14 protein-coding genes are annotated in these 14,528 nt (G+C 43.8%); 5 read left to right on the plus strand and 9 right to left on the minus strand.

Features of this window, described 5'->3' with window-relative positions:
- Positions 1-10 precede the first annotated feature (10 nt).
- A complete protein-coding gene (locus R7P72_RS00605) occupies positions 11-2,467 on the minus strand; it encodes an ABC transporter permease (RefSeq protein WP_213907031.1) in 2,457 nt (818 codons plus the stop codon).
- The gene (locus tag R7P72_RS00610; RefSeq protein WP_005376323.1) at positions 2,467-3,159 is read right to left on the minus strand and encodes an ABC transporter ATP-binding protein; all 693 of its coding nucleotides are present in this window, start codon (positions 3,157-3,159) and stop codon (positions 2,467-2,469) included. Before R7P72_RS00610 ends, R7P72_RS00605 begins: the two co-directional genes overlap by 1 nt.
- Here R7P72_RS00610 and tesA point away from each other — a divergent pair.
- The 4 genes from tesA (at position 3,158) to R7P72_RS00630 (ending at position 8,862) form a co-directional block, all read left to right on the plus strand.
- Positions 3,158-3,760, plus strand: coding sequence for a multifunctional acyl-CoA thioesterase I/protease I/lysophospholipase L1 (gene tesA / locus R7P72_RS00615; protein ID WP_005376324.1), 603 nt, complete (start codon positions 3,158-3,160; stop codon positions 3,758-3,760). The two genes, R7P72_RS00610 and tesA, sit on opposite strands and share 2 nt — an antisense overlap.
- A gap of 82 nt (positions 3,761-3,842) precedes the next feature.
- Positions 3,843-5,042 (plus strand): enoyl-ACP reductase FabV, encoded by a 1,200-nt coding sequence (gene fabV, locus R7P72_RS00620; protein WP_005376325.1) that lies wholly within the window; start codon positions 3,843-3,845, stop codon positions 5,040-5,042.
- A gap of 179 nt (positions 5,043-5,221) precedes the next feature.
- Positions 5,222-7,135, plus strand: a complete 1,914-nt coding sequence (locus tag R7P72_RS00625; RefSeq protein WP_005376326.1) for a sensor domain-containing phosphodiesterase — start codon at positions 5,222-5,224, stop codon at positions 7,133-7,135.
- Positions 7,136-7,206: 71 nt separating this feature from the next.
- On the plus strand, positions 7,207-8,862 hold the full coding sequence (locus R7P72_RS00630; RefSeq protein ID WP_005376327.1) for an ABC-ATPase domain-containing protein: 1,656 nt from the start codon (positions 7,207-7,209) through the stop codon (positions 8,860-8,862).
- Between the two features lie 79 nt (positions 8,863-8,941).
- Here R7P72_RS00630 and R7P72_RS00635 read toward each other — a convergent pair whose 3' ends face one another.
- Both R7P72_RS00635 and R7P72_RS00640 read right to left on the minus strand, forming a co-directional pair.
- On the minus strand, positions 8,942-9,562 hold the full coding sequence (locus tag R7P72_RS00635) for a DNA-J related domain-containing protein (RefSeq protein ID WP_005376328.1): 621 nt from the start codon (positions 9,560-9,562) through the stop codon (positions 8,942-8,944).
- 128 nt (positions 9,563-9,690) lie between these two features.
- Positions 9,691-10,530 (minus strand): isopenicillin N synthase family dioxygenase, encoded by an 840-nt coding sequence (locus tag R7P72_RS00640; RefSeq protein ID WP_005376329.1) that lies wholly within the window; start codon positions 10,528-10,530, stop codon positions 9,691-9,693.
- A gap of 242 nt (positions 10,531-10,772) precedes the next feature.
- Here R7P72_RS00640 and R7P72_RS00645 point away from each other — a divergent pair, with 242 nt between their 5' ends.
- Positions 10,773-11,369: a DUF2238 domain-containing protein gene (locus R7P72_RS00645; RefSeq protein ID WP_005376330.1), complete on the plus strand. Its 597-nt coding sequence runs from the start codon at positions 10,773-10,775 to the stop codon at positions 11,367-11,369.
- On the opposite strand, the gene cutA is transcribed toward R7P72_RS00645, so the two are convergent.
- The 5 genes from cutA to R7P72_RS00670 all read right to left on the minus strand — a co-directional run bounded on the left by cutA (position 11,331) and on the right by R7P72_RS00670 (position 14,376).
- On the minus strand, positions 11,331-11,663 hold the full coding sequence (gene cutA / locus R7P72_RS00650) for a divalent-cation tolerance protein CutA (RefSeq protein ID WP_005376332.1): 333 nt from the start codon (positions 11,661-11,663) through the stop codon (positions 11,331-11,333). The genes R7P72_RS00645 and cutA overlap by 39 nt on opposite strands.
- Before the next feature lie 14 nt (positions 11,664-11,677).
- On the minus strand, positions 11,678-11,929 hold the full coding sequence (locus R7P72_RS00655) for a hypothetical protein (protein WP_005376334.1): 252 nt from the start codon (positions 11,927-11,929) through the stop codon (positions 11,678-11,680).
- The gene (locus tag R7P72_RS00660) at positions 11,913-13,622 is read right to left on the minus strand and encodes an SgrR family transcriptional regulator (protein WP_005376336.1); all 1,710 of its coding nucleotides are present in this window, start codon (positions 13,620-13,622) and stop codon (positions 11,913-11,915) included. Before R7P72_RS00660 ends, R7P72_RS00655 begins: the two co-directional genes overlap by 17 nt.
- A 79-nt stretch (positions 13,623-13,701) precedes the next feature.
- The gene (locus tag R7P72_RS00665) at positions 13,702-13,935 is read right to left on the minus strand and encodes a DUF3389 domain-containing protein (protein WP_005376338.1); all 234 of its coding nucleotides are present in this window, start codon (positions 13,933-13,935) and stop codon (positions 13,702-13,704) included.
- A gap of 6 nt (positions 13,936-13,941) precedes the next feature.
- The gene (locus R7P72_RS00670) at positions 13,942-14,376 is read right to left on the minus strand and encodes a hotdog fold thioesterase (protein ID WP_005376340.1); all 435 of its coding nucleotides are present in this window, start codon (positions 14,374-14,376) and stop codon (positions 13,942-13,944) included.
- Between the last annotated feature and the right edge of the window lie 152 nt (positions 14,377-14,528).

Genomic DNA, 14,528 nt, shown 5'->3' on the forward strand with positions numbered 1-14,528 from the left:
CTCGCTGCGATTAAGTGTTTACTGGCGTTAACAATCTTTTCAACAAACTCATCACTACAAGTGCCAACGTAACAAATGTTGCAAGCGGTAAAGCTATCCACAATTCGGGGTGAATTTGTGCATTGAGATCGAACCCATATGTCATGACTGCGGCCACACAAATTTCCGCAGCGAATACCGCAACACCACTAGCAATCAACGCCATAATTCCGTACTCGGCCCACAGGGTTGTGTTGATCCGTTTCTTACTTGAACCTAATGTGCGATACAAACGAATCTCTTGTTGACGTTGGGACAAGCTTAACCTCAGTAGAGTAAAGATGAGCAGCAGACCAGCAACAACGCCTAAAAGAGCAAGGATGGTGACTGCTGATACGATTTGCTGAATCAAAGCCTGAATTTTCTCGCCCATAGTTCGGATATCTAAAACAGAGACCGTTGGGTGAGCACGTGACATTGACGTCAACAACGCTTCATTTCCTTCTTCAATCCTATAACTGATGAGGTAAGAACCAGGTAAATTAGCCATCACGTCAGATGAGAAAATAAAATAAAAGTTAGGCTTCATGTCACGCCATTCGACATAACGGATGGTATCTACTACTGCATCGTAATTCTGACTGTTTATTACAAAGCGCAGCGTATCACCGAGTTTGATGCCTAAGTCATTTGCTACATCCGCTTCTACAGATACACTCCCTTTGTTTGTCCATTCACCCGAAAGCACATCATTATATTCTGGTAGGCTATCTCCCCATGTCAGGTTTAGCTCTCGACGTATCGCGTCAGAACCTTCTCCTTCGTACTCAATCTCTTTGACGTTTTGACCGTTGATCTCTGTTAGTCGTCCACGAATTATTGGATAAGCTTGTGACCGCGTAACTCCATTTTTGTCTAGGGTTTCTAGGTAGTTATCGAGTTCATAATCACCAATATTCAAAGCGAACACATTTGGCGCGTCTGCAGGTAAGGTTCTCTCCCAATCAGCGAGAATATCGCTGCGCACAAGCCAAATGATAGACAGCAACATCAAAGATAATGCCAAAGCACCAAACTGTAGGCCGCTGGTTACTGGCGTCCGGTTGATACGACTCAACGCAAGCTTCATTGCAGGATGGGTTGACACACGTGCAAACAGCTTTGTGAGTGTGACGCTAACTGCTGCGAGTACCACAAACAGTACCGCTATACCAGTGAGCACGATCCAAACTAAGGTGTTATCTGCATACAGTAAAAGCAGTGGAACAACGGGAACTAGAACAAGTAACATTCGCTTCCAAGAACGTTGCGCTTTACCCTGCTGTAGCACTTCTAACGCGGGAGTTTTAATCAAGCCTAACAATGGTATACCGAGAGCAGGCACCGTAATCAAGACTGCTGAGATAAATGCCACCAAAAATGGTGTGACACCGTAACCAGGAAGTGGCTCGGGTAATAAATCTTTGAGTGGAATGCGTAATAAATATTCCAGCCCGCTCCCTAACAATAGACCGACGACACTGGCACTAATGAGAAGGATTGTGACTTGAATAAATAACCACTTTTCAATCCATCGGCGGCTCGCACCAAGACTTTTCAACATCGCGATAGTTTGTGTCCGGCTGTTCACGTAATTTTGACACGTAAGAACCAATGTTGTCGCCGCCATAATGATGACAATTGCTACTGTCAACGACAGATACTGCGTCGTGCGTTCAAAAACCTCATTACTACGACTGGCAGTATCTTGCGTGCGCCAGCGATCGCTCGGAGAAAGCTGCGTATCATCTTGTAAGCTCTTTAGTGTTTTATCATCGGCTTGTAAAAATAGGCGGTATTGAACTCGACTCCCAACTTGAATTGCTCCTGTTTTATCTACGTCACTTTGATGAATGTATGCAGAAGGCATTTGCTGAAATGGATTAAAGCTCAAGCCTGGTTCCATCAATACTGCGCCTGATACAGTAAACTCGGCATCGCCTATCGTGACGCTGTCACCTGAATTTACGTTTAGTTGAGTTATAATCCGCTCATCAAGCCAGAGTTGGTTCTCTTTAACGCGACCGGCCGGATTATTTTCAAGAACGAGCTCTCCCATTAAAGGGTAATTATCATCCACCGCCCTTACAGAAATAAGCTGCATACCATTATCGCTAAATGCCATAGTGGCAAATCGCGTCATCATCGAACGTTCAAGGCTTTCAGTCGAGGCTAACAACGTGTCCGGAATGGGATTAGCAGACACAAACACCGCATCTGCCGTTAATGCGTCCTTCCCCTGCTTGACGATCACCTGCTCCATTCGTTCTGCTAATGCAGAAAGCGCAAAGATACTCGCAATCACGAGAATAAGAGCAACGCTAATAGGCCAAAGATTCCCCTGCCTTATTTCGCCGAAACTCCAGCGTATCAAACTTTTATTCGACGAGTGCTGTGTTGTACTGTTTTGCTCTGTGGATGTTGCTTCACTTGATGATACTGCAGACATTATATCTCCTCCTTAAGCTCACCCGCCTCCATACGATAGATACGGTCACATCGGCTTGCTAGATGACCATCGTGTGTTACTAAAATCAGAGTTGTCCCGTGCTGTTCATTAAGATCGAATAGCAGCTCAATCACTTTGTCTGCGGTTTGATGGTCAAGATTGCCGGTAGGCTCGTCTGCGAACAACAGCTCAGGCTGTGTCATAAATGCACGCGCTAGCGCAACTCGCTGTTGTTCACCACCAGATAACTGGCTTGGTAAATGGTCGACACGTTTTTCCAATCCAACAGCAGCTAATAATTCCGCTGCTCTTGCTTCATCTTCGGCTTCACCACGTAAAAGACAAGGAAGCGTGACATTACGTAATGCACTCAAACTCGGGATTAATAGGAAACTTTGGAAAACGAAACCTAAAGAGTCAGCCCGAATTTTCGCACGTGCTTCATCGTCCAGTTTTGATAATTCATGACCTAATAAAGTAATTTCGCCTGATGTCGGCGTATCAAGACCAGCTAGCAACGTCATCAATGTTGACTTACCTGCACCGGAAGTTCCGACGATGGCGATTTTTTCTCCTTTTCGGATGTCAACATTTACGTCTTTGAGGATTGTTAATTGTTCTTGATTAGTAGAGACTTGTTTAGAAACCAAATTGGCTTGAACAATAGGTGCATTAAGTACAGGTGTTTGCATGATTCGTATACTTTCCTTAGTTCTATTTTTTTGTTTTTCCGCTACTGCACATGCGAGCGAAAAACTACTTGTCTTGGGTGATAGCTTGAGTGCAGGCTATCAGATGCCGATCGAAGAGAGTTGGCCTAGCTTACTCCCTGATGCGTTGTCAGAACATGGTCAAGATGTAACAGTTATTAATGCCAGCATTTCTGGCGATACCACTGGCAATGGCTTAGCACGGTTACCTCAGTTGCTAACTCAGCATAGCCCTGACATGGTACTTATTGAGTTAGGTGCCAACGATGGCCTAAGAGGTTTCCCTCCTAAACTTATTACGTCGAATCTTTCAAAAATGATTACCATGATAAAAGATTCTGGTGCGGACGTTGTCATGATGCAAATTCGGGTTCCGCCTAATTATGGTAAGCGCTATAGCGATATGTTTTACGATATCTACCCTAAGCTTGCACAGCATCAACAAGTTGCCTTGATGCCATTCTTCTTAGAGCATGTTGTCACCAAACCAGAATGGATGATGGATGATGGCCTTCACCCAAAACCAGATGCACAACCTTGGATCGCTGATTTCGTTGCTCAAGAATTAATTAAACATCTCTAATTTTAATGGTCTAGCTCAATAAGTTTTACGTAACTTTACGTTAATCTATTTTCAATTCCACTCATCGAGGATAGATAACAACATGCGAATAGAACCGTTAATTCAAGGTGTTGTTGCTCGCTCTGCGCACCCCAAAGGGTGTCATGCATCTATTAAAGAGCAAATTGAATACGTAAAGCACGCCCCACAGATCAAAAAAGGCCCAAAACGGGTTTTGATTATTGGTGCCTCCTCTGGTTTCGGCCTAGCGGCACGAATAGCCCTAACGTTCGGTGGCGCTAACGCCGATACCATTGGCGTCTCATTTGAGCGTGGCCCTTCAGAGAAAGGGGTTGGGAGTGCGGGTTGGTATAACAACGTCTTTTTTAAGCAAGAAGCAAATCAAGCCGGGCGTACCGCAATAAATATTGTTGGCGATGCATTCTCTGGTTCGGTGCGCAATCAAGTGATTGAAGCCATTGAAACGTACTTTGAGGGTGAAGTTGACTTAGTCATCTATAGCTTGGCAACCGGTGTTCGACCTAAACCTGAATCTGATGAGTTTTGGCGCAGTGTCATTAAACCTATTGGTGAACCTGTCACTGGCGCTTCTATCATGCTGGAGAACGATAAGTGGATAGAAACCACCTTAACGCCTGCAACAGAAGAGGAAGCCAATGCCACCATTAAAGTAATGGGCGGCGAAGACTGGGAAAGCTGGATTGACACACTCATCAATAACGACTCTATCGCAAACGGCTGCAAAACCATCGCCTTTTCTTACATGGGCCCTGACATCACGCACCCAATTTATCTCGATGGTACGTTAGGTCGAGCGAAAATCGATTTACACCAAACCAGTCATTCATTAAACCTCAAACTCGCCAACTTTGACGGCGGTGCTTACGCAACCGTGTGTAAGGCGTTGGTGACGAAAGCCAGTGTATTCATCCCTGCGCTAAGTCCCTACCTGTTAGCGCTTTATCGAGTGATGAAGGAAAAAGGTACTCACGAACGCTGTATTGAACAAATGCAGCGACTGTTTACTACGAAGTTATACGATCAAGAGAAAGTGCCAGTTGACGGCGAACGCTTGATTCGAATAGATGACTTGGAACTTGAACCGCAAGTTCAACAAGAAGTCCACGCTCTTTTAGAACAGATGAATGCTGAAAACTTTAAAGAGATTGGTGATTACCAAGGTTTTAAAGATGAGTTTATGAAGCTCAATGGCTTTAACTTTGAATATGTCGACTATTCGCAAGACATTTCTATTGAATCGTTAATGTCGCTTAAGCCTTGATGCTTGTTACCTGTTTCAAGGATGAGATATGTGACAACTATTCCTAGTCCTGAACACTTTTCAGGACTTTTTTTGTTTCGAGCCCTAGCCACCCTATACTTAATTAAAAAGCGAGAACAAAATAGAGCAGTCTGCATTTTTAATTCACAGGAAGTGAAACCACGTAAAGGATGACCTATATGGGGAGATTGCAAACATTAGACTACGAAATCCCTGAGTCTATGCGAAGAAGTTGGCAGGAAATCGTCAACTTACTGGCTCAAATAACACACGTACCCACCACATTAATTATGCGTATCCATCCGGATCGCATAGAAGTAAATACATCTAGCGAAACTCTAGGTAATCCTTATCGTACTGGCGATGCAGAGCTGCTTGGTAACGGTTTGTATTGCGAGCAAGTTATAGAACAGAAAGGCGAGCTTGTAATCCCCAATGCGCTTGAAGATGAAGAATGGCAAAATAACCCAGACATCAAACTAGGCATGATTTCTTATTGCGGCTTACCGCTATTCTGGCCAAATGGGGAAACATTTGGAACAATCTGTATGCTTGACTCTGAGAGAAACGAGTACAACGATAGTTACCGTCAGTTGCTTGAAACTTTCAAAGATTCAATCGAAGCACAGCTTTCAGTTGTGTACCAACAACATAAACTTCAGCGACTTAACACCGAGCTAAAGAGTCGAATTGAAAATCGTACCACGGATTTAGCCCAGTTAAGTTACTCCTTAACACAAGAAATTGATCGCCGTAAAGCCGCGGAAAAACAAGTGAGCTACCAAAAAACACATGATCAGGGAACTGGGTTTCTAAATCGCTCTGCACTTGAGAACATTGTCCAATACACCTTACAGTCCCTTGATAGTGATCAGCAATCGCTTGTGGTCATCAACATTGGTTTTAGTAACGCTCGCAGTATTCAGACCAGGCACGGGTTCGAGGTCTTTGACAACATTTTAAAAGAATTTCACTCCAGATTAACCAGACACGGTGCTAGCGGATTTATCACTGGTAGACCAAGTTCGAATGACATGGTTTTATTGATTTGGGGAGAGGATATTGAAGCTCGGTTAAATCAACTATTAGATGATATCACTAAAATTAGCGTAGATGGATTTGTCTTCAACAAAACAGAAATACATTTGCACACGTATATCGGTATAGTTCAAGCTTACAAAGATTGCAGCAATGCTAAGCGTATCCTTCAACATGCATGTTACGCGATGCTTCTATGTAAAGAATCCGGCGAACCTTTTAGTTATTTTAGAGAAAATCATTCGGCGGATCTCAATAGTCACAATGAACTGGAAAGTTACCTTTTACAAGCAGTGCGTAACGACGATTTAGTGTTGTACTTTCAACCTCAAGTAGACTCCAAAACACGTAAATGGATTGGCGCAGAAGCCTTGCTTCGCTGGAGACATCCAATACTTGGCGACGTTTCCAACGAAGCATTGATACATATGGCCGAACAAAACGGGCTTATCTTTGAAGTTGGCTCTTTTGTTCTGCGTACCGCGATAGACAAAGCGAAACAATGGTCTGAGTTAATCGATAACTTCAAAATTGCCGTCAACGTTTCTCCCATTCAATTACAAAACGTAAATTTTGCAGAACAAGTGCAACACCTACTCGACACTTTCCATTTGCCAGCACACTTTCTCGAACTCGAAGTAACCGAGAGCGCTCTAATTGCCGATGAAATAGTAGCACGCACAACGTTAAATAAGTTGCACAAACTAGGTGTGACATTGTCACTTGATGATTTTGGTACAGGATATGCCTCGTTCAGCTATTTAAAGAAATATCCATTTGATGCCATCAAAATTGATAAAAGCTTCGTCCAGCAAATGGAAAAGTCGGACGATGATCGCGCGATAATTTGTTCTATCATACACATTGCGAAAAAACTGGAACTCCAAGTCGTGATCGAAGGCATTGAATCTCCCCAACAAGAGCAGTTTCTCATTGGTGAGGGCTGTGATATCGGACAAGGTTTTCTTTATGGTAAACCTATGCCTTGTAATGAATTTGAGCAAAGTTTGTTTAATCAGCGCCTTTCTGGCGGGCAATACGCCTACTCTTCCTAAGCATTCTCTTTACTATGAGGGCGGTGGTTTCTATAATCGCCGCCCGCTTCTATTAAAAGGCTAATATCTTCATGGATCAGTTGACTGCCACGCTTAAGAAAATTGAAAAGCAGAACTATCGAGCTTATCAGCAAATCAAAGGTCAATACGACTTAACTGATTTCACTTTGTTTATCGATCATGTACAGGGTGACCCTTATGCATCGGCGTCACGTTTTCGTGCGACTCGCGCATGGTCTTTGACTGGTCTTGAGTGGCTAAGAGACGAGTCTCCTGCATTTCAAAGAGCTGCACGTGATTTTATTGCGCGTAGTTTTGAACAGTTTGCTAAACAAGAAAACTCAGTATCAATTTCACTGACAGGCCAAACTGTACTGGATAGCACCGCGGTGTTGTTTACTGAAGAAGGTATTGAACTGCGTTTTCGAGTTAACTTACCAGCCGAAGGTCGTTCAGTATTGGGGAAAAAAGCCAACAACATACTGACTTTCCACCTGCCTAAGTTTATCCGTCGAGCAACTTTAGAGCGTGAACTCGACAAAGCCGCTTTAATTAAGCACTGCCAAGTTGTTGAAGACCAAGATGCCCTGCGAGAACAGTTGGAGGCCAATAACTTAGTCGCGTTTGTCGCAAACGGCAGTATCCTTCCTCGAATTGCAGGTAATTGCGACCTTCCTATGAAAGAAGCCGTTGAGTTTAAAGCCCCTGAATCTCTACAAGTCACTTTACATGCGCCAAACAAGGGCCATGTCACAGGATTAGGAATTCCAAAAGGTATCACACTGATCGTAGGTGGCGGCTTCCACGGTAAATCTACCTTATTAAATGCAATAGAGCGTTCAATTTACGATCATATTCCAGGAGATGGTCGCGAATACATTGTTGCCGATAACAAGGCTATGAAGATTCGTGCCGAAGATGGCCGATGCGTACACCACTTGAACCTGTCGAACTACATCAACCATTTACCAATGGGTAAAGATACGGCGGACTTTTCTACTCAAGACGCATCAGGCTCAACGTCGCAAGCCGCTTGGCTTCAAGAGTCTATTGAAGCCGGTTCAAGCACATTATTGATTGATGAAGATACTTCTGCTACCAACTTCATGATTAGAGATGAGCGTATGCAGGCATTGGTGGCAAAAGGTGATGAGCCAATTACTCCTCTCGTCGACCGCATTGGTCAATTACGAGATGATCTTGATATCTCTACCATTATCGTTATGGGTGGGTCGGGCGACTACTTAGACGTTGCCGATACCGTCATTCAAATGCACGACTACCAAGCCGTTGATGTGACTGAAAAAGCGAAAGAAGTTATCGCTCAGCACCCTACTCAACGCCATAACGAGTCAGAAGAACGTTTACAGACCTTCCCACCTCGAGCACTGAACCGCGTTGCGTTGATGAATATTCTGACTGACGGCAAGTTCCGTGTGAATGCGAAAGGCAAAGAGTCACTTCGATTTGGTAAAGAGTTTACTGATCTTAGCGCTTTGGAACAGATAGAGTCAGCCGATGAAGTCAACACAATTGGCTGGTTATGGTTCCAAATTGCTCAACTTCCAGGTTGGTGTAATCATCCGGCGAAGGAGATTGAAGAAATGCTGTCTGGTGAGTGGCATGCCGCTCTTCCTAAGCAAGGCGACTTAGCCAAACCACGCACACTAGACGTTATGGCTGCCCTCAACCGCATGCGAAAATCTCAGTTTAAGTCATCATGCTAGTTTTGATACGCTGACAGAGACAGTTCAATCAAAAGGCAGCTATAGTTAGCTGCCTTCCTTTATCTTTATTCTTAGCGAATCATTCGTTTCTCAGTACATTCCACGCTTCACAAAGAACTCTAAATCTTTCTGCATCGCCATTTTCTCGATCAGGATGCCAACGAAGCGCGAGTTTTCGCCATTGTTTTCTAATTTCCGCAGGCGTAGCGTCAGTGTTAAGTTCAAATAGTGACAGTGCCTTTGTCTTATCTACGCTGGCTACTGACGAACCACCGATGAACTTTTGATAAGTTGTCCAAAATTCATTCAACAGTCGACGCACTTCATCTTCATCCGCTTCGTAATTGCGCCAATCTAAGTAATACTCACGCAAAGGATCATGAATATCGATCTTATGCCTCAAAGCTTCCATCGAAGACATGAGCTGAATATCCATGGCTTCGACTTGAAGCCAACTATCCGGATACAGAGTGTCTTGCAGTTGATATAATGCATTCATGATCAGGAAATTTCTTTTGAATAAATCCTTATCGGGAGAGTCGTCCAGCTTTGAAATATAACCTTGTTCACCCAACGAGCTTGCCAAGGTGTGCACTTTCCAATTAGAGGGCTGTTTTCTCAGAATTTCTAACATTGGCCAAAGCAGCGGATTTTCTATTGCATGAGGCTCAATACTATTGACAGTACGTTGTCCTTCCATTCATCCTCTCTGACACGAGTTTAGGGCCCCATTCACGGCACAAAAAACATAGTTTCCACTTTGTAGCATAAATGCAAAAAGGCCGATAGTCATTCACCATCGGCCTTTGTAAGGAGATCACGTAAAGGTTAAATAACCCCTAGCTCACGTAAACGTTCCATAAGGTAGCTATGTGCAGTGTAGCGCTCAGATAACACCACTTCCGGCTTTGGATGCAGGAACAACGGTAATGAGATACGTGACTTTTCTTGACGGCCACCCGTAGGGTTGATTACACGGTGAGTCGTTGAAGGGAAATAACCACCTGACGCTTCTTGAAGCATATCACCAATGTTGATGATTAAGTTCCCGAAGTCACATGGTACATCGATCCAATCACCCTCTTTACTCTTTACTTGCAGTCCAGGTTCATTAGCAGCAGGCAAAACCGTTAACAGGTTAATGTCTTCATGCGCAGCAGCACGAATAGCGCCTGGCTCTTCTTCGCCTGTCATCGGTGGGTAGTGAAGCACGCGTAGTAATGTTTTGTCACTGTTATTGATCATTTCTGACAACGCGATAGAGAACTTCTCTTGAACGTCCTTAGGTGCGTACGCTTCAACCCAACCTAATAGCTCTTGAGCAAATGCATTGGCACGCTCGTAGTACTCTAAGATTTCAGCTTTAAGCTGCTCTGGGATCTGCCCCCAAGGGTAAACATGAAAGTACTCTTTGATGTCTTTCACTTTGTGCCCTTTCGCCACTTCAGACACAGAAGGTGGGAAGTAGCCATCTTGGGTGTCTACGTTAAAGTGAAAATCATTCTTTTGATCTGAACAGAAAAACTCATGCCAGTTTTTGTAAATTGACTCTACAAGCTCTTGTGGAATCGGGTGGTTTTTCAACACACCAAACCCCGTTTCTCGTAGAGAGGTAACGAACTGTTGAGCAGCATCGTCAGCAAGATAATCGACAGTTTCCAGTTTCATGGCTTTACTTCTTTTTTATTAGACTGAATCATGGATTCTATGGATGGGCATGTTGTAAATCAAACTTTAATGAAAAGTGCACGCGCAAACGTTTTAATGTTGAGCAGTTTGCCAATAAATCAACATTTTCAGTGATCAAAAAACCCATTAAAATATCAATTGCACACCGTTCAATTAAGTGCAATCATTAACACAATCTATGGAGTCCCACTGTAAGATAAATTGAAGGATCAAATAACTCTATGAAAAGCACCTCGACACTCTTAGGATTAACGATTTTTTATGCCATCGTGTTTTTATTTTCTGCGTTGGAACCTAACTCACGTGCAGTTTGGTTTGCGGAGATTATCCCGGCGATTGGTATTCTTGTTGCTATTTGGGCGATTTCGATTCGCTATCAGTTCAGTAATACGGCTTACTTTTTAATGTTCATCTGGCTCTGTTTGCACACTATCGGTGCGAAATATACGTTCTCCGAAGTGCCGTTTGACTGGTTTAACGACATGATTGGTTCAGAGCGAAATAATTTTGATCGCGTTGCGCACTTTTCAATTGGCCTTTACGCATATCCGATCGCTGAATACTTGATAAACAAAAAACGGTTCAACAAAGCGTTCTCTTGCTGGTTTGCTTTGTTTGCTATCATGTCACTTGCTGCTGGCTATGAGATTATCGAATGGTGGTATGCGGAGTTGGCTGGTGGCGATGAGGGAATTGCCTTTCTGGGCTCGCAAGGTGACATATGGGACGCCCAGAAAGATATGTTGTGCGATACCGTTGGTGCAGTGTTGTCGTTATTCTTAATGTCGGCTCAACGTCGATTCTCTCAACCATTCTAAATAAGGGTTAAACCCATCAACAATTGGAACCTGTACGATTTGAGCGACCTCGTATTCGTGCAGGTTTTCTATTTTCTCTTCCACCAATTCATAAAGTTCTCGACGAGTTTTGATCACCAGCAACCATTCGTTGTCAGTACAAATCTCCCCTTTCCACACATAGTGACTTTCAATAGGCATCGTTTGAATACACGCGGCTAATTGAGCATCTAGCAAACCTTTAATGATCTGATCTCGATTTTTTTCATTACTGGTTGTACTTAAAACCATGCAATAGTCATGTTTCATACTCATTTTCTAGCCCTTTATTATTTCATCGTCACTTTGCCGCCAATCATTTTGTAAGCGGGGGTTCCTCTTACTAAAGTATCTCTTGCAAACTCTTGTCCGCAAGCGGGGCAAATACATGGGGTTTGTGTGAAATCGTCAACAATGCGCTCTTTGAAGCATTTAACCAGTGCGCCTTTCCCGCCTTTACGGTACTTAAATAGTTGAGTTTTACATTTAGAGCAAAAGATATCGACGGTTTTCGTCGGTTGTTTTTTATTCGGTTTCGCCATGGTTACTTTCTATATCCGGTTTGACCCATACATTATTAAAATCAAACCAACCTAAGGCATTACACTTTGCATTTTGTAACGCACCGCTGTGGTCTTTATTCACGCCTAGCCAGCAGTGAAACATAGGAATCACCTGACAGCTTTTTACTAACTGTCGTCCTAGCTCACGCGCAGGAAAGTCTGTGTGCATGCCGGCACGCCATTGATCGACAAGTTTAGCCCATTCACTAAAATCGTAACCTGAACTGAACTTCTCAATATCACTGTAATCCAGGAGCCAGCCCGCCAACGCGTCATTTCGGTTCGTTGCAATGCCCATAGCTTTCACCCAGATATCCACTTCCCCAGGCGCGGGCGGTTGAGAATCATAACGAATAAACTCAACCTCTATACCGTGCGGTTTTAAGAGTGTCTTGATGGCCTTGGCAACTACTGGAAACATCGGATGCTTTTTCTGATACGCTACGGAAATTACCTTATTAGCCTGTGGTACGCTGCCCGCTTCCGCTGGCCTGAGATCAATCCAACCGGGCTTAAGGCCAAAGGCTTGCAATACTCCCAGTTCCATCACTTTATCTTGTGGAACATGCGCGTAAATCTGGTGACTGTTGAGGGTTTGCGAGAGGAACTCTGCCCAACGTGGATCTTTTGCAATTCCGGTGTTTTTGTTTAGTAATAGGAATGTACAGCCAGGGTCCAGCTCGACTTCATCGGATGAACCTTGTTTATCCATCTTCGGCTTTGACAGGCTTGGATAAACCATTGAAGAATAGGCTTCATCGATTACCCACACCTCCACTTGGTCAAGTAAAGGGCGAAAACCAAAGTAGCCATCAAAAGCAGTCAAAATAAGACGCTTATCATCATTCATTTTAACTTGGAACGGCCCTGTCCCTATCGGTTGTCTATCGAAGCTTTCAGAACGCAAAGCACTCGGTAGCAAAATTTTTGCTTGCGACTCACTCAGAGCCAGAGGAAGGTAGCGATCAGGACGGACGAGCTCAATATCAACGGTCCACTCTTGTGGTGAAGACACCCGCTTTATGTGAGAAAACAAGTTCAAGCTATTTAACGCAAGCACACTTTCAAGAACACAACTAGTTGTTAACGGTTCACCGTTATGAAAGCGTACTCCACGACGAAGATAAAAACGCCAATGTGTATCAGAAATTGCTTCCCACGTGTGGGCTAAATCTGGTTGAAGTTGTTCATTTTCATCAAGGCGAGTGAGTCCGCTAAAAATTTGTCTGGCGATGTGCTGTTCAGAACGCCGCATCGGTTTCTGCGGGTTTAACATCGACAATGGTCGATAATAAGGCAAACGCACGACCTGCTCGCCCTGTCGATGTTGAAGCCCTAGATAACCTTGGATAACCTGCGTCAATCGTGCCGCATCGTTATCAAGCGCATCTAGAGCCTGACCGATTTTCCCTTCATCGAGATAACGCCTGGCGAGGTTTTCGCTGACGTCGCTTCGATTACGTTTAAAAACGAGTTTCGAAAGCTTTCCTCGACCCGCTGCCGGATGCCACTCAATCCAGCCCTCTTCTTCAAGTTTATTTAGAACAATACGAGCATTACGACGTGTACAAAACAACGCTTCGGTGATGTCTTCGAGCTGAACGTCCGTATCGTGACCGGAAAATTTTTCAAACAGTGTTTCGAACTGAACACGTAAACGAGGGCTACTCATAAAGAGGAAATTCTTATCTTGTTGTCGATAAGCTAAGTTTCCTCATTTTTACCAAAAAGTGCAAACATCACACTATAGATTATTGAATATCGATACCAATTTCTCGCGAAAGTTCAGCCAGTTGTTCCTCGTTGTCCAGCTTGATAGACCATTTGCACTCTGCTCCATGAGATAAAACAACGTTCGCTCCTCTACCCAGCAACTGAATTGCATCGGTTTGCGCTTGCAAGGTTACCATTGCACTACCGGAGAGCTTAATCACTATTTCACGCTGGGTTGCAATGATTTTTCCTAATGAAAACTCAATCACCATCTTAGTTTATACCGACTTTGTTTTGTGTTGTTTCACAGCGATGGTCAAGCGACTGGTACACACTAAACGGCCTCGCTCATCAGTGATATCGATTTGCCACACTTGCGTTGAAATACCCAGATGAAGCGGTTTTGCCGTACCAATCACATGACCACTTCGCATGGCTCGCACATGGTTCGCGTTAATATCTAAACCGACGCAGTAGCTGCCTTCATCGACAGAGAAGTTTGCAGCCAATGAGCCTAATGTTTCTGCGAGCACGACTGATGCACCACCGTGAAGCATTCCTAAAGGTTGATGAGTAAAGCTGCATACGGGCATGGTTGCTGTAAGGGAGTCGTCAGTGAAATCTGTATATTTAATTTGTAGGTGCTCGATCAGGGTATTTTTTGACGTGGCATTCAGAATCTCTATGCTTACGGGCTTTTTCCATATACTCATTGTTTTACTCTTAGTTTCACAAACTGGTTTGTTAGGTTGTAACGATGTGCTAGGAAGCTAGCATAGACGCTACTTGGGCATAACTTCAAGACGTAACATCTCACCCTCTTTATTAATCAGATGAATAACTTGATCCATGCATCATGTTACTA

The sequence above is a fragment of the Vibrio sp. Vb0888 genome, assembly GCF_033338835.1.
Classification (GTDB): domain Bacteria; phylum Pseudomonadota; class Gammaproteobacteria; order Enterobacterales; family Vibrionaceae; genus Vibrio; species Vibrio alginolyticus.